Here is a 23,499-nt window from a genome sequence, read left to right as displayed (position 1 = left end):
GACACACATGCAATGGGAAGTCGTGATCGGGCTGGAGATTCACACCCAGCTCACCACCCGGTCGAAAATCTTTTCCGGTAGTTCCACCACCTTCGGTTCCGAGCCGAACACCCAGGCCAGCCTTATCGACCTGGGCATGCCTGGCGTACTGCCGGTGCTGAACCAGGAAGCGGTGCGCATGGCGGTGATGTTCGGCCTGGCGATTGACGCCGAGATCGGCCAGCACAACGTGTTCGCCCGCAAGAACTACTTCTACCCGGACCTGCCCAAGGGCTACCAGATCAGCCAGATGGAGTTGCCGATCGTCGGCAAGGGCCACCTGGACATCGCCCTGGAAGACGGCACGGTCAAACGTGTCGGCATCACCCGCGCGCACCTGGAAGAAGACGCCGGCAAGAGCCTGCACGAAGAGTTCAACGGTGCCACCGGCATCGACCTGAACCGCGCGGGCACGCCACTGTTGGAGATCGTCTCCGAGCCAGACATGCGCAGCGCCAAGGAAGCCGTGGCTTACGTCAAGGCGATCCACGCACTGGTGCGTTACCTGGGCATCTGCGACGGCAACATGGCCGAAGGCTCGCTGCGTTGCGACTGCAACGTATCGATCCGTCCAAAGGGCCAGGTCGAGTTCGGTACGCGCTGCGAGATCAAGAACGTCAACTCGTTCCGCTTCATCGAGAAGGCGATCAACAGCGAAATCCAGCGTCAGATCGAGCTGATCGAAGACGGCGGCAAGGTGATCCAGCAGACTCGCCTTTACGATCCGAACAAGGACGAAACCCGTCCGATGCGCAGCAAGGAGGAAGCCAACGACTACCGTTACTTCCCCGATCCGGACCTGCTGCCTGTCGTGATCGAGAACTCGTTCCTCGAAGACGTACGCGCCACCCTGCCCGAATTGCCACCGCAGAAACGCGAGCGCTTCCAGGAGCAATTCGGTCTGTCGGTCTATGACGCCAGCGTGCTGGCCACCAGCCGCGAACAAGCCGACTACTTCGAGAAGGTCGCGAGCATCGGCGGCGACGCCAAGCTGGCGGCCAACTGGGTCATGGTTGAACTGGGCAGCCTGCTCAACAAGCAAGGCCTGGATATCGAGCAGTCGCCGGTTTCGGCCGAGCAACTGGGCGGCATGCTGCTGCGCATCAAGGACAACACCATCTCCGGCAAGATCGCCAAGGTGGTGTTCGAAGCCATGGCCAACGGCGAAGGCAGCGCAGACGAGATCATCGAAAAGCGCGGCCTCAAGCAAGTGACCGACACCGGCGCGATCTCGGCGGTGCTGGACGAAATGCTCGCGGCCAATGCCGAGCAGGTCGAGCAATACCGCGCGGCAGACGAAGCCAAGCGCGGCAAGATGTTCGGCTTCTTCGTCGGCCAGGCCATGAAGGCATCCAAAGGCAAGGCCAACCCGCAACAGGTCAACGAACTGCTGAAAAGCAAGCTCGAAGGCTAACCGGAATGGAGCCAGCTCTAAAATCTGGCTCCATTTTACTGTGGGAGCGAGCCTGCTCGCGAATGGGGTTTGGCACTCAACACAAAGTTGACTGTCAGATTGGCATTCGCGAGCAGGTCGGATCGCCGCACCGTCGCTCCCACTTTTGTTTCGGGAAAACTTCTATGAAGCGCCTACTTGGACTTTGCGCCCTGCTCTCCCTGCTCGCTGGCTGCGCCAGCACCGACACCGTCGACCCGCACGGCTACGACAAAACCGGCGTTGCCTCCTATTACGGCGCCAAACACCAAGGCAAACGCACCGCCAGTGGCGAGCGTTTCGACAAGAATTCCCTGACCGCCGCCCATCGCCAGCTACCCTTCGGTACACGGGTGAAGGTCACCAACCTGAACAACAACAGATCCTGCGTAGTGCGCATCAATGATCGTGGACCGCACACCCGTGGCCGCCTGATTGATTTGTCCCATGAAGCCGCCGAACGACTGGGCATGCTCAAGAACGGCACCGCGCGGGTTCGCGTGCAAGCCCTCGACTGACCGACGGAGCCCCGACCATTTTCGGACTAGCCGATTTACCCCTGATCAGCGTGATTGAATTGCTCAGCGGGCTGGCGTTGCTGATCGCCGGCGCCGAAGTGATGGTGCGCGCTGCCGTGCGCCTGGCAGCACGCCTGCATGTACGCCCACTGATTATCGGCCTGACCATCGTCGCCCTCGGCAGCAGCGCACCGCAGATGGCGGTCAGCCTGCAAGCCACCCTGGCGCACAACGCCGACATTGCCGTGGGCAGTGTGATCGGCAGCAGCATTTTCAACATCCTCGTCACCCTCGGATTGTCGGCGCTGATCATCCCGTTGCGGGTGTCACGTCAACTGGTGCGCCTGGATATTCCCCTGATGATCGGCGCCAGCCTGCTGGTATTCGTACTCGCCTGGAATGAAGAACTGACCCGTGCCGATGGCGTGATGCTGTTGATGGCACTGGCGATTTACCTGGGCTTGTTGCTGCGCCAGTCACGGCATTCGGCGCGCCCGGTTTCGAGCCATGAGCACAACGGCCAGGCGCCATGGCTGAGTAGCCTGCTGATGATTATCGCCGGGCTGGCGATGCTGGTGTACGCCGGGCACCTGCTGTTGGGGGCTGCCGTTGCGGTCGCCACCGATCTTGGGCTGTCGGAGCGGATCATCGGCCTGACCATCGTCGCTGTCAGCACATCACTGCCTGAGCTCGCCACTTCGTTGATCGCCGCAATGCGCGGCGAGCGTGATATTGCCGTGGGCAACGTGATTGGCAGCAATTTGTTCAACCTCCTGGGCGTGCTGGGCTTGACCGCGCTAGTCGCGCCAGCGCCGCTGTCGGTATCGCCAAACGCCCTGGATTTCGACCTGCCGGTGATGCTTGGCGTCGCGGCGCTATGCCTGCCGGTGTTCTATTCCGGTTACCGCGTGACCCGCGCCGAAGGCCTGCTGTTCCTGGGCTTGTACCTGGCTTACGGACTGCACGTGGTGTCGTTCACCACCGGTATGCCGCTGGCTGGCAAGCTTGAACACCTGATGCTGTTTTTCGTCCTGCCAGCGCTGGTGGCGTTCTTGTTGTTCACGTCATTGCGCGCCTGGCGTCGCCAACACCATAAGAGGGAATTGCCATGACCGAGAACAAGAAAACCGGCGTTGAAGTACGTCGCCAAGTGATGGGCGACACCTTTGTCGACCGCGCACTGGGCAACGCTACCGAGTTCACCCAGCCGCTGCAGGATTTCGTCAACGAACATGCCTGGGGTGGAGTCTGGAATCGCGAAGGCCTGCCCTTGAAAACCCGCAGCCTGATCACGCTCGCAGCGCTGACGGCGCTGAAGTGCCCGCAGGAATTGAAAGGCCACGTGCGCGGCGCGCTGAACAACGGCTGCACCGTGGAAGAGATACGCGAAGCGCTACTGCATTGCGCGGTGTATGCCGGTGTGCCAGCGGCGATCGATGCGTTTCGGGCGGCGCAGGACGTTATCGATAGCTACCAGAAGCCGGAATAATTCCGCCGCATCTGTAGGAGCTGCCGCAGGCTGCGATCTTTTGATTTTCAGATCCACCCACCCCACTGCAACAAAAAGATCCCGACATTGGTGGTCACCGCCGCCATCAGCGTGGTGATCACGATGATCGCCGCCGCCAGTTCATGATTGCCATTCGCTGCCCGGGCCATGACGAAACTGGCGGCGGCGGTCGGGCTACCGAAGTACAGGAACAGAATCCCCAGCTCCGCACCGCGAAAGCCCCAGAGCCACGCGCCCAGCGTTGCCAGGATTGGCAGGCCAAGCATTTTCACCAGGCTCGAGCTGAGGGCCATCGAGCCACTTTTTCGCATCGCCGCCAGCGACAGCGTGCCGCCGATGCAAATCAACGCCAACGGCAAGGTGGTTTGCGCCAGATACTGGCCGGACGTCTCCAGCCATCCCGGCAAGCTGATCTTGAAGTAGGCAAAGGGCGCGGCCGCAATCACGCTGATGATCAGCGGATTGCTGAAAACGCTTTTGCAAATGCTCCACGGATCAGACTTGATCACCGGGCTGTACACCGCCAGCACAATGGTCGAGAGCGTGTTGTAGAACAGGATCACCAGCGCCGCCAGGATCGCCCCGAGGGAAATGCCGTAGTCGCCGTACATGCTCGCGGCCAGTGCCAGGCCAATCACCCCGTTGTTACCGCGAAAAGCGCCCTGGGTGTAGATCCCCCGGTCTTCGCGCGGGCACCTGAAAATGGCCCAGCCCCAGGCAATGGCAAAGCACACCAGGGTCGCGAGGGAGAAGTAGATCAGCAGCGCCGGTTGCAATGCGGCGTGCAAGTCGGCATGCAGGATGCCCAGAAACAGCAGCGCCGGCATGGTGACGTTGAACACCAGGGACGAGGCGGTGTGAATGAAGTTGTCGTTGATCCAGTCGATGCGCTTGAGCAACACTCCCAGAAACAGCATGGCGAACACCGGTGCGGTGATGTTCAGGGTTTCGAGGAAAATTGCCAGCATGCCGGGGAGGACCTTGAGGTGGGCGTCGTTAGGAGGCTAATGATAAGCCACTGAGGACTCCGGCGCCTGCTAGATCGCCTTCGCGAGCAGGCTCGCTCCCACTGGAATACATTCCACTGTGGGAGCGAGCCTGCTCGCGAAGAACGATAATGCGGTCTCAGGTAATCGGCGCCGGGTTGAACAACGTGATGTCGTTATGCAGCTTGTGTTTTTCAGCCCACGTCTGTTGCTTGCCGCTGGCCACATCCAGGTAGTAGTGGAACAACTCCCAGCCCAGTTCCTCGATGGAGGCACGTCCGGTGGCAATCCGCCCGGCGTCGATGTCGATCAGGTCCGGCCAGCGCTGCGCCAACTCAGTCCGGGTCGATACCTTCACCACCGGCGCCATGGCCAGCCCGTAAGGCGTACCGCGCCCGGTGGTAAACACGTGCAGGTTCATCCCCGCCGCCAACTGCAACGTGCCGCAGACAAAGTCACTGGCCGGGGTCGCGCAGAAGATCAGGCCTTTTTCCTTGAACCGTTCGCCTGGGCCGAGCACACCGGTGATAGCACTGCTGCCGGACTTGACGATCGAACCCAGGGACTTCTCGACAATGTTCGACAAACCGCCCTTCTTGTTTCCCGGCGTGGTGTTGGCGCTACGGTCCGCTTCGCCCTTGGCCAGGTAACGGTCGTACCAGTCCATTTCCCGTACCAGTTCCTGAGCAACTTCTTTGGTTTGCGCACGGGAGGTCAGCAGGTAGATCGCATCGCGCACTTCGGTGACTTCGGAAAACATCACCGTCGCCCCCGCGCGCAACAACAGGTCCGAGGCATAGCCCAGCGCCGGGTTGGCGGTGATCCCGGAAAACGCATCACTGCCACCGCACTGCATGCCCAGTATCAGATCGGACGCGGGCACGGTTTCCCGGCGGCGTTGATCGAGCTTCTTCAAACGGGTTTCAGCCAGCTCCATGATCTGCTCGATCATCTCGGTAAAACCGTGACTGGAATCCTGCAGGCGATACAACCACGGCTCGCTCAGATCCACCGAGGCATCGCCCTCGTGCATCACCTGCCCGGCCTGCAATTTTTCACAACCCAGGCTGATCACCAGCGCTTCGCCACCCAGGTTCGGGTTGCGCGCCAGGTTACGCACAGTGCGAATCGGGATGTAGGCGTCGGTGGCGGTGATCGCCACGCCACAGCCATAGCTATGGGTCAGCGCCACCACGTCATCGACGTGCGGGTACTTGGGCAGCAGTTCTTCCTTGATGCGCTTGACCGCGTGATCCAGCACGCCGGTGACGCATTGCACCGTCGTGGTGATGCCCAGAATGTTGCGCGTGCCGACGGTGCCGTCGGCGTTGCGGTAACCCTCGAAGGTGAAGCCTTCAAGCGGTGCCTGCGCGGCCGGCACCTCGGTGGACAGCGGCAGGCTGTCCAGCGGCGGCGCGGTTGGCATGCGCAGTTGATCTTCCTTGACCCAACTGCCACGGGGAATCGGCTGCAGGGCGTACCCGATGACCTGCCCGTAACGAACCACTTGGCCACCCTCGGGAATGTCTTCCAGGGTGACCTTGTGGCTCTGTGGCACGAAGTCGACAGTGACCAGGCCATCGGAAAACTCGGTGCCGGCCGGCACCCCCTGGTCATTGACCACGATCACCACGTTGTCCCGCTCGTGCAGGCGGATGTAGCGCGGCGAATCGGAATGTTCAATCAACTGCATGACGCCGCTCCTCAGGAATGCGCTTGAGACAATTTACCGGATGCTTCAGGACCGTTGACCGGCGGTTCCTTGAGCACCACACGCTTGATCGGACCGACGATCACCAGGTAGCTGAACACCGCGACCAGTGCGTTGCAACCGACAAACACCAGCGCCCATTTGAACGAACCGGTGGAACTGATGATGTAGCCAATGACGATCGGTGTGGTGATCGACGCCAGGTTGCCGAAGGTATTGAACAGGCCACCGCTAAGACCGGCGATCTGCTTCGGTGAAGTATCGGACACCACCGCCCAACCCAAGGCCCCCACGCCTTTGCCGAAGAATGCCAGCGCCATGAAGCCCACGACCATCCACTCAACGTCCACGTAGTTGCACGCGACGATGCTGCTGGAGACCAACAGGCCGGCGATGATCGGCGCCTTGCGGGCGAAGGTCAGGGAATGGCCCTTGCGCAGCAGGTAATCGGAAATAACCCCGCCGAGCACACCGCCGATGAAGCCGCAGATCGCCGGCAACGAGGCGATGAAACCCGCCTTGAGGATGGTCATGCCGCGCTCTTGAACCAGGTACACCGGGAACCAGGTCAGGAAGAAGTAAGTGATGCCGTTGATGCAATATTGGCCGAGGTATACGCCCAACATCATGCGATTGGTCAGCAACTGGCGGATGTAGTCCCACTTCGGACCATCGACCTTTTTACCCTTGCCCTTGTCCTGGTCCATGTCGACCATGCCTCCGTTATCGGCGATGTGCTTGAACTCGGCGTCGTTGATCATCGGGTGCTGGCGCGGGCTGTGGATAACCTTCAGCCAGATGCCCGAGAAAATGATGCCGATCACGCCCATGACGATGAACACGTGCTGCCAGCCAAAGCTGTAGACGATCCAGCCCATCAGCGGTGCGAACAACACAGTGGCAAAGTATTGCGCCGAGTTGAAGATCGCTGAAGCGGTGCCACGTTCAGCAGTCGGGAACCAGGCCGCGACGATACGTGCGTTGCCGGGGAAGGACGGCGCTTCGGCCAGACCGACGAGAAAGCGAAGCATGAACAGCGCAACCACCGCCGTGGACATGCCGAACTCGCCGACATAACCCTGCAACACAGTGAACAGCGACCAGGTGAAAATGCTCAGCGCATAGATTTTTTTCGAACCGAAACGATCCAGCAGCCAGCCACCGGGAATTTGCCCGGCCACGTAGGCCCAACCGAATGCGGAGAAGATGTAGCCGAGGGTGACTGCGTCAATGCCCAGGTCTTTTTGCAGGCTGGAGCCGGCGATGGCAATGGTGGCGCGGTCGGCGTAGTTGATCGTGGTCACCAGGAACAGCATGAGCAGGATCAAATAGCGGACGTGAGTCGGCTTCTTGGTCGATTGCATGTAGATGTACTCCCACTGATTATTTTTATGCGGGTAATAACGTTGCTGTCTGCAGGAACGGCCGGTCGACGCTCGATTGCTGGCGATCGCGTCGCCGCGGTGTAAATGACACCCCGCGGTGCCTGCATCGCCAGCAAGCCGGCTCCTACAAGGTATTGCGCTGTATCAGGAGCCGACGTAGGCCGTTTTTACGACCGTGTAGAACTCTTGCGCATAGCGACCTTGCTCACGTGATCCATAGGATGAACCTTTACGCCCACCGAACGGAACGTGGTAATCCACGCCGGCGGTCGGCAGGTTGACCATCACCATCCCGGCCTGGGAGTGGCGCTTGAAGTGGTTGGCGTACTTCAGGGAAGTGGTGGCGATGCCCGCCGACAGACCGAATTCGGTGTCGTTGGCCATGGCCAGTGCGGCTTCGTAATCGGCTACGCGAACGATGTTGGCCACCGGGCCGAAGATCTCTTCGCGGCTGATGCGCATCGAGGCCTGGCTGTCGGCAAACAGCGTTGGCGCGAGAAAGTAGCCTTCGGTGTCGCAGGTCACCAGGCCGCCGCCACTGACCAGGCGCGCACCTTCGGACTGGCCGATGTCGATATATTTCATGTCCTGCTCAAGCTGCGCTTGCGACACCACCGGACCGATGTCGATGCCGGATTTCAATGCGTGCCCCACCTTGATCGATTTCATGCGCTCGGCCATGGCTTCGACGAACTGGTCGTGAATCCCGGCGGTGACGATGAAGCGACTCGATGCCGTGCAACGCTGGCCGGTGGAGTAGAACGCGCTCTGTACCGACAGCTCGACCGCTTGCTTGAGGTCGGCGTCGTCGAGAATGATCTGCGGGTTCTTGCCACCCATTTCCAGCTGTACCTTGGCCTGGCGCGACACGCAATTCACGGCGATCTGACGACCGACCCCCACAGAACCGGTGAAGCTGATGCCGTCGACTTTCGGGCTGTTGACGAGCGCATCGCCAACCACACGACCGCTGCCCATCACCAGGTTGAAAACACCGGACGGGAAGCCTGCGCGGGAGATAATTTCTGCAAGCGCCCAGGCGCAACCCGGTACCAGATCAGCCGGCTTCAACACCACACAGTTGCCGTAGGCCAGGGCCGGAGCGATTTTCCAGGCGGGGATCGCTATCGGGAAGTTCCACGGCGTGATCAGGCCGACCACACCCAGGGCTTCGCGGGTGACTTCAACATTGACGCCCGGACGCACCGACGGCAGGTAGTCGCCGGACAGGCGCAGGCATTCACCGGCGAAGAACTTGAAGATGTTGCCGGCCCGGGTCACTTCGCCAATGGCTTCGGGCAGGGTCTTGCCCTCTTCCCTGGCCAGCAGGGTGCCAAGTTCTTCGCGGCGGGCGAGGATCTCGGTCCCGACTTTATCCAGGGAATCGTGACGAGCCTGAATGCCCGAAACCGACCACGCCGGGAAGGCGGCACGGGCGGCGTCGATGGCGGCGTGGACCTGAGCCAGATCAGCCTTGGCATAATCGCCGATGGCGTCGCTCAGTTCGGACGGGTTGATGTTGACCGAGTAATCGGCACCGGCGACCCATTCACCGTTGATGTAATTGTCGTAGCGCTTTGTCACGAGTCGTTCTCCTCACGCAAAAAACCGCTGATCGCTCAGCGGCTTCGGTTTGATCGTTGTTATTGCGCACCCTGCTTGTCGATCAGCGCGGCGAGCATTTCGTACTCTTCGCCGGTCAGATCGGTCAGCGGCGCACGCACAGGGCCCGCGTCATAACCGGCAATCTTGGCCCCGGCCTTGACGATGCTCACCGCGTAACCGGCTTTGCGGTTACGGATGTCCAGGTACGGCAGGAAGAAGTCGTCGATGATCTTGCCGACGGTGGCGTGATCTTCACGAGCGATGGCGTGGTAGAAATCCATCGCGGTTTTCGGGATGAAGTTGAATACCGCCGAGGAATACACCGGTACGCCCAGCGCCTTGTAGGCAGCGGCGTAGACTTCGGCGGTCGGCAGACCACCCAGGTAGCTGAAGCGATCACCGAGGCGGCGACGGATCGACACCATCAACTCGATATCACCCAGGCCATCCTTGTAGCCGATCAGGTTCGGGCAACGCTCGGCCAGACGCTCCAACAGCGGCGCGTTCAGGCGGCAGACGTTACGGTTGTAGACCACCACGCCGATATTGACCGACTTGCACACGGCTTCAACGTGAGCGGCAACGCCGTCCTGGCTGGCTTCGGTCAGGTAATGCGGCAGCAACAACAGGCCTTTGGCGCCCAGGCGTTCGGCTTCCTGGGCATATTCGATGGCCTGGCGGGTCGAACCGCCGACACCGGCGAGGATCGGCACGCTGGTGGCGCAGGTGTCGACGGCCGTCTTGATGATTTCCGAGTATTCGCTGGCCGCCAGGGAGAAAAACTCACCGGTGCCGCCCGCGGCGAACAAAGCCGAGGCGCCGTACGGGGCCAGCCATTCCAGGCGCTTGATATAGCCAGCGCGGTTGAAATCGCCCTGGGCATTGAAATCGGTGACCGGGAAAGACAGCAGACCGGAAGAGAGGATGGACTTCAGTTCTTGTGGATTCATTATTCGAACACCCTGGATTGCGACGTGTGTGAGTTGAGACCGTTCAGCCCGACGCTGAAGTTGTAGGTCATCGTACAACTTAAAATACAACCGTCAACTGCATTTCATCGTCGAGGGGAAAATTTTTGGATAAAAAGAGGCGCAAGCCTAATGTTTAGTGGCCTTTCATAATGCGAGGCAGAGGTGAAGCAACGCGATCAACGGCTTGATAGAGATACGTTGTCGGAAGATTGTTTCTAGAGATAGAAGGTTTTGTGGATGGCTCATGGCCCCTTCGCGAGCAAGCCCGCTCCCACATTTGATCTCTGGCGTTCACAAATTTTGTGCTCACTGGAGATCAAATGTGGGAGCGGGCTTGCTCGCGAAGGCAATCTGAAAGGCAAAAATCTCTTGGATCAGCCCGCTTACCCCCGCTGCGCCTCAGCCTCTTCATGAGCATGTCGCAAGCGCTCGCGGCTGTTGGTCAGGTGCAAGCGCATGGCCGCGCGGGCCGCATCAGAGTCCTGGCGGGCGATCGCGTCGTAGATTTCTTCGTGCTCGCGGCTCAGGCGATTCATGTAGTGCTGCTGGTCGTCATGGGCCAGTCGCGCGGAGTTGAGGCGAGTGCGCGGGATAATGCTGGTGCCCAGGTGAGTCATGATGTCAGTGAAGTAGCGGTTGCCGGTCGCCAAGGCAATCTGCAGGTGGAACTGGAAGTCCGAGGCCACGGCATCACTGGCGTGGGAAACACTTTCGTTGAGGGCATCCAGCGCCGCGCGCATCAGCGCCAACTGCTCGGGGCTGCGACGTTGCGCAGCGAGGCCGGCGGACTCCACTTCGAGGCTGATGCGCAGTTCCAGGATGGCCAGCACATCACGCAGGGTGACCACGGTCGCCGGGTCGATGCGAAAACCACTCGGGCTCGGGGTATCAAGCACGAAGGTGCCGATGCCGTGACGGGTTTCCACCTGACCGGCCGCCTGCAAACGGGAAATCGCCTCGCGCACCACCGTGCGGCTGACGCCATGGGCATCCATGATCGCCGACTCGGTGGGCAACTTGTCGCCGCGCTTGAGGTGACCATCGCGAATTTGCTCGGACAGCACCGTCACCAGTTCCTGAGCGAGGCTGCGGCGCTTGCGAGGGAGGCGTGGTGAGGCGTTCGGGTTTTCCATGGTGAACATCTGTCTCGACAAATTCGGCTGCTGAAACCGCATCATAGCGCAACGCGGTTGTACGATCACCTACAGGGGGCGCGGTGTTTATGCGGTCACGGTCTGATCCACCAGATGGCCGTTCTCGATACGAACATGCCGTGGGTGGAAGCGCTTGAGGCTGCTGCGATGCCCGACGCTGACGATACTCAGCCCTGGCAACTCATCGATCAGCGCCTGATACAGCGACGCTTCGTCTTCTTCATCCATCGCCGAAGTCGCTTCGTCCATGTACAGCCATTGCGGGGCGTAAAGCAGCGCACGGGCAAAGGCCAGGCGTTGCTGCTCACCCGGCGACAACATGCGCTGCCAGTGATTGGCTTCTTCGAGGCGCGCCACCAGGTGCGGCAAGCGGCAGGTTTCCAGGACGTGCACGTAGCGCTCGTTCGGATAGGTATCGCCGGCCTGTGGATAACTCAGCGCCTCACGCAGTGTGCCGATCGGCAAGTAAGGTTTTTGCGGCAGGAACAGATAGCGCGCCGCTGGCAGGCGAATACTGCCGTGCCCCGCAGGCCACAGGTGCCCCATCGCCCGCAGCAAGGTCGACTTGCCGCTGCCTGAACGACCGCTGAGCATTACGCGCTCGCCCTCTTGCACGGTCATGTCGCCATTGGTCAACAGGTGGCGACCGTCAGCCAGGTCGAGGCCGAGGTTGTGCACCTTCAAGGCTGAGCCCGAGTTCTGCACGTCGATAGCCGGGGCGCGTTGCTCGTTATCCGTCATCGCCTGACGGAAGCTGAGCAGACGATCGCAAGTGGCGCGCCATGAGGCGAGGCTTTGGTAGGCGGTGATAAACCAGCTGAAGCTGTCCTGGACATTGCCGAACGCCGAACTGATCTGCATCAGCTCGCCCAGTTCGATCTTGCCCGCCAGGTAGCGCGGCGCGGCAACCATGAAGGGAAAGATGATGGCCGCCTGCTCGTAACCGGACGTGAAGAAGGTCAGGCGCTTGGACACCTTCATGATGTCCCAGAAATTGTGCCAGACCATCGAGAAGCGATGGGTCAAGCGGCGGTTCTCGTTGGGCTCGCCGTTGTACAACGCGATGCTTTCAGCGTTCTCGCGAACCCGTACCATGGAAAAACGCAGGTCGGCTTCGAAGCGTTGCTGGCGGTTATTCAAGCCGATCAACCGGCGACCGATCAAATGCGTCAGCCAGCTACCTACCACCGCGTAGACCAGTACGCACCAGAACATGTAGCCGGGGATGGTCACACCGAACACTTCGATGCTCCCCGAAACCCCCCAGAGGATGATCGAGAAGGACACCAGGCTGACGATATTGCGCAGCAGCCCAACGCCCAGGTTCAAGGTGTCGGAGGTGAAATTGTTGAGGTCTTCGGAAATGCGCTGGTCCGGGTTATCGGTGTAACCACCCTGCTCCAGTTGGTAATAGTTCTTGTTGCTCAGCCAGCGAGCGAAATGTTTTTCGGTGAGCCACGCCCGCCAGCGAATCGTCAGCATCTGTGTCAGGTAGAGCCGGTACACCGCACCGACAATCGCCACCGCGGCAATCACGCAGAAATACAGGATCAGCCGCCAGAATGCCGCCTCGTCCTTCTGCTGCAAGGCGTTGTAGAAATCCTTGTACCAGGTGTTGAACCACACCGAGATCCCTACACTGATCAGCGACAGCGCAATCACAGCGATCAGCAACGTCCAGGCCTTGACCTTTTCTTCACTGCGCCAGTAAGGCGTGATCATCGCCCAGACTTTTCGGAAAAACTGCCCGCGCACAGCATCATTGACCGCGGAGTACTCAGCGTTCTGATTCATGGATAAGGCTCGATAAGAAAAAGTACGTGCACGAACCGATCATAGATGATCGGTTCGGTTTGTCGCGAGGAGTGGCCCGCATTCGTTCAGCGCTGGTTCAGCGACGAACCGGGCGCTTCTGCAGTTTGCGCTGCAGCGTGCGGCGGTGCATGCCCAGGGCGCGGGCAGTGGCGGAGATGTTGCCTTCGTGCTCGGTCAACACGCGCTGGATGTGTTCCCACTGCAGGCGGTCCACGGACATCGGGTTTTCCGGCACCAGGCTGTCGAGGTCGGCGTGTTCGGACAACAGCGCGGCCAGCACGTCGTCGGCGTCGGCCGGTTTGCACAGGTAGTTGCAGGCGCCACGCTTGATCGCCTCCACGGCGGTGGCGATGCTCGAATAGCCGGTGAGGATCACCACGCGCATTTCCGGGTCCATTTCCAGCAGCTTGGGCAGTAACACCAGGCCGGAATCGCCATCCATTTTCAGGTCCAGGGCGGCATAGTCCGGCAGGTCGGCCTGGGCGATGGTCAGCCCCTCTTCGGCGGAACCGGCGGTGCTGACGCGAAAACCACGGCGGGCCATGGCGCGGGCCATCACCCGGGTAAAGGTCGCGTCGTCATCGACCAGCAGCAAATGCGGCAGTTCTTCACCTTCGACTTGGATTTCGTCACTCATGTTGGTCTCCTCGGGCGCCGTGGGGCAGGCGCAGCTCGGTGAGCGTGCCGCCTTCCTCATGACTGTAGAGTTTCACTGAGCCGCCGGCGCGTGTCACGCTGGCCTTGCTCAAAAACAGGCCCAGGCCGAAACCTTTGCCCTTTGTGGTAAAAAATGGCTTGCCAATCTGCTCGGCGATGGCCAGCGGCACACCGGCACCGTGGTCGCGGATGCTGATGGTCAAATCCTCTGTATTCCAGTCCAGGGTAACTTGCAGCCCGTCGGGACAGGCATCCGCCGCGTTGTTGAGCAAATTGAGCAACGCCTGCGTCAGGTCCGGCGGCGGCGCCATGCGCGGCACCGTGCCCTGGCCCAGGCGCTGGAAGCGATAACTGGCTTCCGGGCGCATCAGGTGCCAGCGATTGAGCGCTTCGTCGAGCCAGTCGGTGACGTCCTGCATCTCCACCGCCAGCCGGCGATTGGCTTCCGCCGCCCGAACAAGCTGCTGCAACGTCTCTTTGCACAGCTTGACCTGGTCCTGCAGCACCTTCAGGTCATCCTGCAGCATCGGGTCAGGATGGTCCTGTTGCATCTCCTTGAGCAACACGCTCATGGTTGCCAGCGGCGTACCCAGCTCATGGGCGGCGCCCGCCGCCTGGGTGGCGACTGCCAGCAGTTGCTGGTCGCGCAGGCCTTCTTCCCGGCGAATGGCCCGCAACTCTTCCTGGCGACGCAGCTCTTCGGCCATGCGCGCGGCGAAGAACGTGATGACTGCCGCCGCCAGGGCGAAGCTCAACCACATCCCGTACACCTGCAGGTTTTCCCGGGCGATCGGGAAGGTTTGCAGCGGATAGAAGCGTGCGAGCAGCAAGGTATACAGGGTCAAGGCGATGCCCGACAGAATCACCGAGTAACGCCATGGCAAAGTCACTGCCGCGATGGTCAGCGGCACCAGGTAATAAGAGACGAAGGGGTTGGTCGACCCCCCCGAGAAATACAGTAATGCGCTGTGGATAAACAGATCGCAGGCCAGCTGCACCGCGTATTCGAGCTCGGTGACCGGCCAGGTGGTGCGCAGCCGAATGGCCGTGAAAGCACACAGCAGCATCGAACAGCCGAGCGTCGCGGCCAGTTGGAACCAGGGCAGTGGCAGCAGTTCGAGCCAGTAGGCCAGGCCTACGGAACCGGCTTGAGCGGCCAGGACCAAGGTGCGGATAAACGTCAACCGCCAGAGATTCTGGCGCGTGGCGGAAGTGATTTGGACGGGGGCGAGCATGAGCTCTCCTGATGAGCGCTCCAGGCGGATCGACGGGAGTATAACCAAGCGCGGGGGCTGACAGGCGAAAGTGCGGCAAACGGCCACATGTAGGAGCGAGCAGGCTCGCGATGGTCGTCAGCGATAATGCGGGGAACCTGGCACCCCGCGGTGCTTTCGGGTTCATCGCGAGCATGCTCGCTCCTACAGGGGGATGCACACCTGTATAGAAGTTGTAACTGTGCGAACCAGATCAGCAACGCTAGAGTCTGATGGGTTCACGCAGGGCCACAACCTGCGCACCCACCAAGGAGCCTTCATGCACACATTCCGCCGCAGCGCCGCCCTCCTCGCCCTGAGTGCCGGCACCCTCGTCGCCCTTCCGGCCCTGGCCGTCGACGAGCTTCATTACAACCAGGTTTCCCTGCGCGCCGAAGTCAGCCAGGAAGTGGCTCGCGACCTGATGATCGTGACCCTCTACACCGAAGAACAGAATACCGACCCGGCCAAACTCGCCGCGGACGTCAGCACCACCATGAACAAGGCCCTGGCTCAGGCCAAGCAGGTCAAGGACATCACCCTGCGTCAGGGCAGCCGTAACAGCTACCCGATCTACGACACCAAGGGTCAGAAAATCACTGGCTGGCGCGAACGCGCTGAACTGCGTCTGGAAAGCTCGGACTTCGCCGCATTGTCGAAGCTGACCGGCGAACTCCTCACCGACCTGAAAATGGGCGGCATGGACTTCGCCATTGCCACGCCAACCCGCAAAGCCAGCGAAGACGCCCTGCTCAAGGACGCCGTTAGCGCGTTCAAGGCCCGTGCCCAATTGGCCACCGACGCCTTGGGCGGCAAGGGCTACAAAATCGTCAACCTGAACCTCAACAGCAACGGTTATCCACAACCGTATATGCGCGGGCCGATGATGATGAAAGCCGCCAGCATGGATGCCGCTCCAGTGACGCCGGAAGTGGAAGCCGGCACCAGCCAGGTCAGCATGACGGCCGATGGCTCGATTGAAGTGCTGATGCCTTGATTCGATGACCTGAATAAAAAACGGCGATCACTCAACTGATCGCCGTTTTTTTGTGCCCTGCAGGAACTGACGCAGGCTCGGGCGCTTTCGGGCGATCTTTTGATCTTGTTCTATGCTCTCAAGGACATTTCAGTGACGACCGAAAAGATCGCAGCCTGCGGCAGCTCCTACGGAGATGTCGTACAAGCCGAAATGAAAAGTTGCACCTTGTATAACTCGCACCTCGCGATCACTACCCGTGCAACGATAACCACTTCGATTAACCGCCACACACCCCTCAAGGACGGGGTATAAATAGGTAACACCCTGCCCCACCCGCGGGCACCCCCAAGGCATCAACGCACCAAAAAAGTGCGCCAGTTGCACTACAAATAGGCCGCGCAAACGATCAAATGCGTCGAGTTTTATACAATTGCGACATTAAGGTACGTTCGTGCCACTGTTTAAGGCTTGTAGTCAGTCTGGATCTTGCATTGGGTATGGCCCCTGCATAGTATCCGCAGGCACGACTCACGAGGTCGTCCTCAAAATCAAAAAATGACAACAAATCATGAGGCCACCATGCTTAAACACGCGGTCATTCCGTTTTTAGTCGGCGCCAGCCTTTTGGCTAGTGCGCCGTTCGCTCAAGCTGCGACTAACCTGGTGTTCTGCTCCGAAGGGAGCCCGGCCGGTTTCGATCCAGGTCAATACACCACCGGAACCGACTTCGACGCCTCTGCCGAAACCATGTTCAACCGCCTGACCCAGTTCGAGCGCGGCGGCACCGCCGTAATTCCTGGCCTGGCGACCAGCTGGGACGTCTCCGCTGACGGCCTGACGTACACCTTCCACCTGCGTGACGGTGTCAAGTTCCACACCACCCCGTATTTCAAGCCGACTCGTGAGTTCAACGCCGACGACGTGCTGTTCACCTTTAATCGCATGATTAACAAGGATGACCCGTTCCGCAAAGCGTACCCGACCGAATTCCCGTACTTCACCGACATGGGGATGGACACCAACATCACCAAGATCGATAAAGTCGACGACAAGACCGTCAAGTTCACCCTCAAGGACGTCGATGCCGCGTTCATCCAGAACATGGCCATGAGCTTCGCCTCGATCCAGTCCGCCGAATACGCCGCACAGCTACTGAAAGAAGGCAAGGCCGCCGACATCAACCAGAAGCCGGTCGGCACTGGTCCGTTCGTGTTCAAGAGCTACCAGAAAGACTCCAACATCCGCTACACCGGCAACAAGCATTACTGGGACCCGAGCCGGGTCAAGCTCGATAACCTGATTTTCGCCATCAACACCGACGCGTCGGTGCGCGTGCAGAAACTCAAGGCCAATGAGTGCCAGATCACCCTGCACCCGCGCCCTGCCGACGTCACCGCGCTGAAAAACGATCCCAAGCTGCAACTGATCGAAAAGCCCGGTTTCAACCTCGGCTACATCGCCTACAACGTGCGTCACAAGCCATTCGACCAGCTCGAAGTGCGCCAGGCGCTGGACATGGCGGTGAACAAGCAAGGCATTCTCAATGCCGTTTACCAAGGTGCAGGGCAACTGGCGGTCAACGCCATGCCGCCGACCCAATGGTCCTACGATGAGACGATCAAGGACGCCGCCTATAACCCGGAAAAAGCCAAGGAACTGCTCAAGGCTGCCGGCGTGAAGGAAGGCACCGAAATCACCCTATGGGCCATGCCCGTACAGCGCCCCTACAACCCCAACGCCAAGCTGATGGCCGAAATGCTCCAGGCTGACTGGGCGAAGATCGGCCTCAAGGTCAAGATCGTCAGCTACGAATGGGGCGAGTACATCAAGCGCACCAAGAATGGCGAGCACGACATCAGCCTGATCGGCTGGACCGGTGACAACGGTGACCCGGACAATTGGCTCGGCACGCTGTACAGCTGCGATGCCATCGGCGGCAACAACTACTCCATGTGGTGTGATCCGGCTTACGACAAGCTGATCAAGCAGGCCAAGGTCGTGACCGACCGCGACCAGCGCACCCTGCTCTACAAACAGGCGCAGCAGTACCTCAAGCAGCAGGTACCGATCACGCCGGTCGCCCACTCGACGGTCAATCAGCCGTTGAGCGCCAAAATCGAAGGGTTCAAGGTCAGCCCTTTCGGTCGCAACGTTTTCTCGGGTGTCAGCATCGAAAAATAAAACCGTGTAGCTGAAAACGCTTGGGGGCGCATTGCGCCCTCACGCAAGCGTATTGCCGTAATTCGCCAATTTGGCACCAGGCAAACGTTTGCAACGCGTTAATGAGTTCCAAAGCAAATAGCCGAACCACCAAAAAAGGCCGGCATTAATAATAGAAACCAAGGAGCTTCACCCATGAAACTGAGCAGCACCGCGCTACTGGCCCTGGCCATCAGCAGCATCACCGCCACGGCATACGCTGAAACCCAAAGTCAGGCGTACACCCCGGTGACCGTGAATGAGAAAAGTGCCCAGAGCGAAGCCACCGGCTTTCTCGAAGGCCAGTCGATCACCGGCACCACTCGCAACTGGTACGCCAACGAACAACTGAAGCGGGGCGCCAATTTCGCTTACAAGAAAAATGGTGTTTCAACGCCAACTGACCGCCGTATCAACTGGGTCCAGGGCACGATCCTCAAGTACAACTCGGGCTTCACCGAAGGCACCGTTGGCGTCAGCACTGAAGTGGCGGCCTACAACGCCATCGCCCTGGACCAGGACCGCAAGGACCTGGCGTCCAACAACGGCGGCGCACCGGGCACTCGCCCAGGCGCAGGCAACAACCGTACCCTGACCGAAGAAGGCGGCGACGCCGTTGGCCAGTGGAGCAAGTTGGGCCTGGCGAACGTCAAGGCACGTATTTCCAACACCACCCTGACCGCCGGTCGTCAGAACTTCAGCAGCCCGATGGTCGACGTCATCGGTAACCGTGCGCTGCCTTCGAGCTTCCAGGGTGTGGCGATCCACAGCGAAGAGCTGAACAACCTGGCATTCGACCTGGCCACTTTCGATCGCAATTCACCGCGTACGGAACAAAGCCAGCGCAAATTCCGCACCGAATACGCCAATGGCATCGTTGAAACCGACCACGTCTACACCGGCGGTATCACCTACACCCCGTTCGCCAGCCTGACCACCAGCCTCTGGGCCACCCAAGCTGAAGACATCTGGAACCAGTACTATTTCGGCGCCACCCACGTACTGGGCGACAGCCAGGTACTGAGCCTGACCACCGGCCTGAACTACTACAAGACCCAGGAAGAAGGTAAGGCGCTGATCGGCGACATCGACAACGATACCTATTCCCTGTCGTTCGGCCTGACCCACCAGGCTCACAGCCTGACCTTCTCGTACCAGGAAGTGAACGGTAACGAGTACTTCGACTACCTGCACGAAACCAACGGCATCTACCTGGCCAACTCCCTACTGTCGGACTTCAACGGCCCGAACGAGAAGTCGTTCCAGGTTGCCTACGGCCTGAACATGGCCGAATACGGCGTACCGGGCCTGAAGTTCAACATCTACCAGGCGCGCGGCTGGGGCATCGACGGCACCCACTACACCGGCAACAAAGGTGTGGCCGACAAAGGCTACGACGGCATCCAGTCGCAAGACGGCGAACACCATTACGAATACGGCATCGGTGCCACCTACGCTGTGCAGAGCGGCCCGTTCAAGGCCACCACTATTCGCGGCACCTACACCGCGCACCGCGCCAGTGAAAACCAGGCTGATGGCAGCATCAACGAGTTCCGTCTGGTGACTACGGTTCCGTTCAACATCCTGTAATGCACCAACCGCACGGCTGGTTCAGTGACGAGTCAGCCGTCCGACCTTTGTCCTTTAACCGATTGCAGAGGGTTCTTGATGAAAATGCTTCCCCTACGTGCGGCCATCGCGGCCGCCTTGCTGAGTGTCGCGGTAGGTGTATCGGCCAAGCCACTGGTGGTCTGTACCGAAGCCAGTCCCGAAGGCTTCGACATGGTCCAGTACACGACTGCAGTCACAGCCGATGCGGTGGCCGAGACCATCTTCAATCGCCTGGCGGACTTCAAGCCCGGGACCACCGATGTGATTCCGGCACTGGCCGAATCCTGGGACATCAGTGAGGACGGCCTGACGTACACGTTCCACCTGCGCAAAGGTGTCAAGTTTCATACCACCGAATACTTCAAACCGACCCGTGACATGAATGCCGACGACGTGGTCTGGAGCTTCCAGCGTCAGCTGGACCCGAATCACCCGTGGCACAAGCTGTCGAGCGTGGGCTTCCCGTATTTTGAAAGCATGGGCTTCAAAGAGCTGCTCAAGAGTGTCGAGAAGGTCGACGACAACACGGTCAAGTTCACATTGACCCGCCGCGAAGCGCCGTTCCTGGCCGACATCGCCATGGCGTTCTCCTCGATCTATCCTGCCGAGTACGCCGACCAACTGCTCAAGGCCAACAAGACCGGCGACCTCAACAACAAGCCAATCGGCACCGGTCCGTTTGTCTTCCAGCGCTACAACAAGGACGCTCAGGTCCGCTTCAAGGCCAACCCGGACTATTTCCGTGGCAAGCCGCCGGCCGATTCGCTGATCCTGGCCATCGCCACCGACAACAACGTGCGCCTGCAGAAGCTCAAGGCCAACGAATGCCAAGTCGCGCTGTATCCCAAGCCCGATGACATCCCGAGCATCAAGAAAGACTCGAACCTGAAGGTCGATGAACTCAACGCGATGACGGTTTCCTACGTCGCGATGAACACCCAGCACAAATACATGAGCGATGTGCGAGTGCGCAAAGCCATCGATATCGCCTTCGACAAGGAAGCCTATGTCAACGCGCTGTTCGGCAAGGGCAACGCCACCGTCGGGGTCAACCCGTTCCCGGACACCCTGCTGGGCTACAACCACGATCTGAAGAATCCACCCCGCGATCTGGACAAGGCCCGCGCCCTGCTCAAGGAAGCCGGCGTGCCGGAAGGCACCACCTTCACCCTGTTCACCCGCAACGGCGGCGGTCCGACCAACCCCAACCCGATGCTCGGCGCACAGATGATGCAGGCCGACCTGGCCAAGGTGGGGATCAAGATCGACATCCGCGTGATGGAATGGGGCGAAATGCTCAAACGCGCGAAAAATGGCGAGCACGATATGGTTTCCGCCGGATGGGCGGGCGATAACGGCGACCCGGATAACTTCCTGACGCCTATGCTCAGTTGCGAGGCGGCGAAGAACGGCGAAAACTACGCTCGCTGGTGCAATGAAAAATTCCAGGCCCTGCTCGACCAGGCCCGGGAAAAAACCGACCCGGCCGAGCGTGCAGCACTGTACGAACAGGCACAGGTTATCTTTAACCAGGACCAGCCATGGATCAGCATGGCGCACACAAGAATGTTCACTGCAATGCGCAACAACGTAGAGGGCTACCAAATTAGCCCGCTCACCACCAATAACTTCGCCACCACCCAGGTGAAGTAGATAAGAAACTCCCGGCATTCCTGACCCAGGCATGCCGGGCACGCCTAACCGGCTGATGAGGTACACCTTACGATGTTTAGTTTTATTGCCCGCCGACTGGGGTTACTGATCCCCACGTTCTTCGGCATCACCTTGCTGACTTTCGCGTTGATTCGCATGATCCCTGGCGACCCCGTGGAAGTCATGATGGGCGAACGCAGAGTCGACCCGGAAATGCACGCTCAGGCAATGGAACGCCTAGGTCTGAACAAACCCCTGTATGCCCAGTACCTGGATTACATCGGCAAACTGGCCCACGGCGATCTCGGGGAATCCCTGCGTACCCGTGAAAGCGTCTGGAACGAGTTCACCTCCCTATTTCCCGCGACCCTGGAACTGTCCATGGCCGCCCTGTTGTTCGCCGGTATCCTGGGCCTGCTGGCCGGGGTGATCGCGGCCCTCAAGCGAGGGTCCCTGTTCGACCATGGTGTGATGGGTGTCTCCCTGGCGGGATACTCGATGCCGATCTTCTGGTGGGGCCTGATCCTGATCATGTTCTTCTCGGTCTCCCTGGGCTGGACCCCGGTGTCCGGGCGGATCGACTTGCTCTATGACATCGAGCCGCGAACCGGCTTCATGCTGATCGACACGCTGCTGGCCGATGACGTCGGCGCGTTCTTCGATGCCCTGCACCACCTGATCCTGCCGGCCATCGTGCTCGGCACCATCCCGCTGGCTGTCATCGCGCGGATGACCCGTTCGTCGATGCTCGAAGTGCTGCGTGAAGACTACATCCGAACCGCCAAGGCCAAGGGCCTGTCGCCTTCGCGCGTGGTGTTCGTGCACGGTCTGCGTAACGCGTTGATTCCGGTGCTGACCGTGGTCGGCCTGCAAGTCGGCACCCTGCTGGCCGGCGCGGTCCTGACCGAGACCATCTTCTCCTGGCCGGGCATCGGCAAGTGGCTGATCGAAGCCATTGGCGCCCGGGACTACCCGGTCGTGCAAAACGGCATCCTGTTAATCGCCTGCCTGGTGATCCTGGTCAACTTCGTAGTGGACATCCTCTACGGCTTTGCCAACCCACGCATCCGTCATCAGCGCTGAGGTCAAAACCCATGAGCACTCCAACATCCTCAGTAGCCACCGCCACGTCCGCCGTGGATCAAAGCCTGCTGTATCCATCGCCGTACAAAGAGTTCTGGCAAGCATTTTCCAAGAACAAAGGTGCCGTTGCCGGCCTGATGTTCATGCTGCTGGTGATTTTCTGCGCCATCTTCGCCCCGTGGGTTGCACCCCATGACCCGAGCGAGCAATACCGCGACTTCCTGCTGACCCCGCCAGCCTGGCTGGAAGGTGGGCAGATCCAGTTCTTGCTGGGTACCGATGAACTGGGCCGCGACCTGCTGTCGCGCCTGATCCAGGGTTCGCGCCTGTCGCTGCTGATCGGTTTGTCGTCGGTGGTGATGTCGCTGATCCCGGGGATCCTGCTGGGCCTGTTTGCCGGCTTTTTCCCCAAAGCGGTCGGCCCGACCATCATGCGCCTGATGGACATCATGCTGGCCCTGCCGTCGCTGCTGCTGGCCGTGGCGATCGTCGCCATCCTCGGCCCTGGCCTGATCAACACCGTGATCGCCATCGCCGTGGTGTCCCTGCCGTCTTATGTTCGCCTGACCCGCGCCGCGGTCATGGGCGAGCTGAACCGCGACTACGTGACCGCCGCGCGCCTGGCCGGTGCCGGCCTGCCGCGCCTGATGTTCGTCACCGTGCTGCCCAACTGCATGGCGCCGCTGATCGTTCAGGCGACCTTGAGTTTTTCGTCGGCGATTCTCGATGCCGCCGCCCTGGGCTTCCTCGGCCTTGGCGTACAACCGCCAACCCCTGAGTGGGGCACCATGCTGGCCTCGGCCCGCGACTACATCGAACGCGCCTGGTGGGTCGTCAGCCTGCCTGGCTTGACCATTTTGCTCAGCGTGCTGGCAATCAACTTGATGGGTGACGGCCTGCGCGACGCGCTGGACCCGAAACTCAAGAACGCCGCCTGA

19 protein-coding genes are annotated in these 23,499 nt (G+C 60.2%); 10 read left to right on the top strand and 9 right to left on the bottom strand.

Annotation, left to right across the window (positions count from 1 at the left end; all coding sequences use genetic code 11):
- The first annotated feature begins 7 nt into the window (after positions 1–7).
- The 4 genes from gatB (at position 8) to CGA21_RS12300 (ending at position 3,478) form a co-directional block, all read left to right on the top strand.
- Positions 8–1,453 (top strand): Asp-tRNA(Asn)/Glu-tRNA(Gln) amidotransferase subunit GatB, encoded by a 1,446-nt coding sequence (gatB, locus tag CGA21_RS12315; RefSeq protein WP_110746805.1) that lies wholly within the window; start codon positions 8–10, stop codon positions 1,451–1,453.
- Between the two features lie 164 nt (positions 1,454–1,617).
- Positions 1,618–1,989, top strand: coding sequence for a septal ring lytic transglycosylase RlpA family protein (locus CGA21_RS12310; protein ID WP_110746803.1), 372 nt, complete (start codon positions 1,618–1,620; stop codon positions 1,987–1,989).
- Between the two features lie 50 nt (positions 1,990–2,039).
- Positions 2,040–3,101, top strand: coding sequence for a calcium/sodium antiporter (locus CGA21_RS12305; RefSeq protein WP_188264273.1), 1,062 nt, complete (start codon positions 2,040–2,042; stop codon positions 3,099–3,101).
- Positions 3,098–3,478 carry a carboxymuconolactone decarboxylase family protein gene (locus tag CGA21_RS12300; RefSeq protein ID WP_110746799.1) on the top strand — a complete coding sequence of 127 codons (381 nt, stop codon included), beginning with the start codon at positions 3,098–3,100 and terminating at the stop codon, positions 3,476–3,478. Before CGA21_RS12305 ends, CGA21_RS12300 begins: the two co-directional genes overlap by 4 nt.
- A gap of 47 nt (positions 3,479–3,525) precedes the next feature.
- On the opposite strand, the gene CGA21_RS12295 is transcribed toward CGA21_RS12300, so the two are convergent.
- The 9 genes from CGA21_RS12295 to CGA21_RS12255 all read right to left on the bottom strand — a co-directional run bounded on the left by CGA21_RS12295 (position 3,526) and on the right by CGA21_RS12255 (position 15,018).
- On the bottom strand, positions 3,526–4,467 hold the full coding sequence (locus CGA21_RS12295) for an AEC family transporter (RefSeq protein WP_110746797.1): 942 nt from the start codon (positions 4,465–4,467) through the stop codon (positions 3,526–3,528).
- Positions 4,468–4,624: 157 nt separating this feature from the next.
- A complete protein-coding gene (gene garD, locus CGA21_RS12290) occupies positions 4,625–6,178 on the bottom strand; it encodes a galactarate dehydratase (RefSeq protein WP_188264272.1) in 1,554 nt (517 codons plus the stop codon).
- 11 nt (positions 6,179–6,189) lie between these two features.
- The gene (locus CGA21_RS12285; protein WP_110746793.1) at positions 6,190–7,560 is read right to left on the bottom strand and encodes an MFS transporter; all 1,371 of its coding nucleotides are present in this window, start codon (positions 7,558–7,560) and stop codon (positions 6,190–6,192) included.
- A 165-nt stretch (positions 7,561–7,725) separates the two neighbouring features.
- Positions 7,726–9,165 carry an aldehyde dehydrogenase family protein gene (locus CGA21_RS12280; protein WP_110746791.1) on the bottom strand — a complete coding sequence of 480 codons (1,440 nt, stop codon included), beginning with the start codon at positions 9,163–9,165 and terminating at the stop codon, positions 7,726–7,728.
- 59 nt (positions 9,166–9,224) lie between these two features.
- Positions 9,225–10,136, bottom strand: a complete 912-nt coding sequence (gene kdgD / locus CGA21_RS12275; RefSeq protein ID WP_020796617.1) for a 5-dehydro-4-deoxyglucarate dehydratase — start codon at positions 10,134–10,136, stop codon at positions 9,225–9,227.
- A gap of 404 nt (positions 10,137–10,540) precedes the next feature.
- A complete protein-coding gene (locus tag CGA21_RS12270) occupies positions 10,541–11,290 on the bottom strand; it encodes a FadR/GntR family transcriptional regulator (protein WP_042955306.1) in 750 nt (249 codons plus the stop codon).
- An 87-nt stretch (positions 11,291–11,377) separates the two neighbouring features.
- Positions 11,378–13,105, bottom strand: a complete 1,728-nt coding sequence (locus CGA21_RS12265) for an ABC transporter ATP-binding protein/permease (protein ID WP_188264271.1) — start codon at positions 13,103–13,105, stop codon at positions 11,378–11,380.
- 97 nt (positions 13,106–13,202) lie between these two features.
- Positions 13,203–13,763, bottom strand: a complete 561-nt coding sequence (locus CGA21_RS12260; protein ID WP_008057484.1) for a response regulator transcription factor — start codon at positions 13,761–13,763, stop codon at positions 13,203–13,205.
- Positions 13,756–15,018 carry an ATP-binding protein gene (locus CGA21_RS12255; protein WP_110746788.1) on the bottom strand — a complete coding sequence of 421 codons (1,263 nt, stop codon included), beginning with the start codon at positions 15,016–15,018 and terminating at the stop codon, positions 13,756–13,758. The genes CGA21_RS12260 and CGA21_RS12255 overlap by 8 nt, the downstream gene beginning before the upstream one ends.
- 298 nt (positions 15,019–15,316) lie before the next feature.
- On the opposite strand from CGA21_RS12255, the gene CGA21_RS12250 reads away from it, so the two are divergent.
- From CGA21_RS12250 to CGA21_RS12225, 6 genes are all read left to right on the top strand, one after another.
- Positions 15,317–16,033, top strand: coding sequence for an SIMPL domain-containing protein (locus CGA21_RS12250; RefSeq protein WP_188264270.1), 717 nt, complete (start codon positions 15,317–15,319; stop codon positions 16,031–16,033).
- 561 nt (positions 16,034–16,594) lie between these two features.
- Positions 16,595–18,196, top strand: coding sequence for an ABC transporter substrate-binding protein (locus tag CGA21_RS12245; protein WP_188264269.1), 1,602 nt, complete (start codon positions 16,595–16,597; stop codon positions 18,194–18,196).
- Between the two features lie 174 nt (positions 18,197–18,370).
- A complete protein-coding gene (locus tag CGA21_RS12240; protein WP_020796609.1) occupies positions 18,371–19,804 on the top strand; it encodes an OprD family porin in 1,434 nt (477 codons plus the stop codon).
- A 78-nt stretch (positions 19,805–19,882) separates the two neighbouring features.
- On the top strand, positions 19,883–21,478 hold the full coding sequence (locus CGA21_RS12235; RefSeq protein ID WP_110746781.1) for an ABC transporter substrate-binding protein: 1,596 nt from the start codon (positions 19,883–19,885) through the stop codon (positions 21,476–21,478).
- Between the two features lie 72 nt (positions 21,479–21,550).
- Positions 21,551–22,561 (top strand): ABC transporter permease subunit, encoded by a 1,011-nt coding sequence (locus CGA21_RS12230; protein WP_020796606.1) that lies wholly within the window; start codon positions 21,551–21,553, stop codon positions 22,559–22,561.
- Positions 22,562–22,572: 11 nt separating this feature from the next.
- Positions 22,573–23,499 (top strand): ABC transporter permease subunit, encoded by a 927-nt coding sequence (locus CGA21_RS12225; RefSeq protein WP_046820587.1) that lies wholly within the window; start codon positions 22,573–22,575, stop codon positions 23,497–23,499.

It is taken from the genome of Pseudomonas sp. PSB11, assembly GCF_014596605.1.
Classification (GTDB): domain Bacteria; phylum Pseudomonadota; class Gammaproteobacteria; order Pseudomonadales; family Pseudomonadaceae; genus Aquipseudomonas; species Aquipseudomonas umsongensis.
The sequence above is the reverse complement of the archived record's forward strand: the minus strand, read 5'-3'. Positions and strand labels throughout refer to the sequence as shown.

Coding starts and splice junctions, on each gene's coding strand:
- CGA21_RS12295 (WP_110746797.1), bottom strand. CDS start 4,467: ATGCTGGCAATTTTCCTCGAAACCCTGAACATCACCGCACCGGTGTTC.
- CGA21_RS12270 (WP_042955306.1), bottom strand. CDS start 11,290: ATGGAAAACCCGAACGCCTCACCACGCCTCCCTCGCAAGCGCCGCAGC.
- CGA21_RS12245 (WP_188264269.1), top strand. CDS start 16,595: ATGCTTAAACACGCGGTCATTCCGTTTTTAGTCGGCGCCAGCCTTTTG.
- CGA21_RS12225 (WP_046820587.1), top strand. CDS start 22,573: ATGAGCACTCCAACATCCTCAGTAGCCACCGCCACGTCCGCCGTGGAT.
- garD (WP_188264272.1), bottom strand. CDS start 6,178: ATGCAGTTGATTGAACATTCCGATTCGCCGCGCTACATCCGCCTGCAC.
- CGA21_RS12265 (WP_188264271.1), bottom strand. CDS start 13,105: ATGAATCAGAACGCTGAGTACTCCGCGGTCAATGATGCTGTGCGCGGG.
- CGA21_RS12300 (WP_110746799.1), top strand. CDS start 3,098: ATGACCGAGAACAAGAAAACCGGCGTTGAAGTACGTCGCCAAGTGATG.
- CGA21_RS12240 (WP_020796609.1), top strand. CDS start 18,371: ATGAAACTGAGCAGCACCGCGCTACTGGCCCTGGCCATCAGCAGCATC.
- CGA21_RS12230 (WP_020796606.1), top strand. CDS start 21,551: ATGTTTAGTTTTATTGCCCGCCGACTGGGGTTACTGATCCCCACGTTC.
- CGA21_RS12310 (WP_110746803.1), top strand. CDS start 1,618: ATGAAGCGCCTACTTGGACTTTGCGCCCTGCTCTCCCTGCTCGCTGGC.
- CGA21_RS12260 (WP_008057484.1), bottom strand. CDS start 13,763: ATGAGTGACGAAATCCAAGTCGAAGGTGAAGAACTGCCGCATTTGCTG.
- CGA21_RS12255 (WP_110746788.1), bottom strand. CDS start 15,018: ATGCTCGCCCCCGTCCAAATCACTTCCGCCACGCGCCAGAATCTCTGG.
- gatB (WP_110746805.1), top strand. CDS start 8: ATGCAATGGGAAGTCGTGATCGGGCTGGAGATTCACACCCAGCTCACC.
- CGA21_RS12285 (WP_110746793.1), bottom strand. CDS start 7,560: ATGCAATCGACCAAGAAGCCGACTCACGTCCGCTATTTGATCCTGCTC.
- CGA21_RS12250 (WP_188264270.1), top strand. CDS start 15,317: ATGCACACATTCCGCCGCAGCGCCGCCCTCCTCGCCCTGAGTGCCGGC.
- kdgD (WP_020796617.1), bottom strand. CDS start 10,136: ATGAATCCACAAGAACTGAAGTCCATCCTCTCTTCCGGTCTGCTGTCT.
- CGA21_RS12235 (WP_110746781.1), top strand. CDS start 19,883: ATGAAAATGCTTCCCCTACGTGCGGCCATCGCGGCCGCCTTGCTGAGT.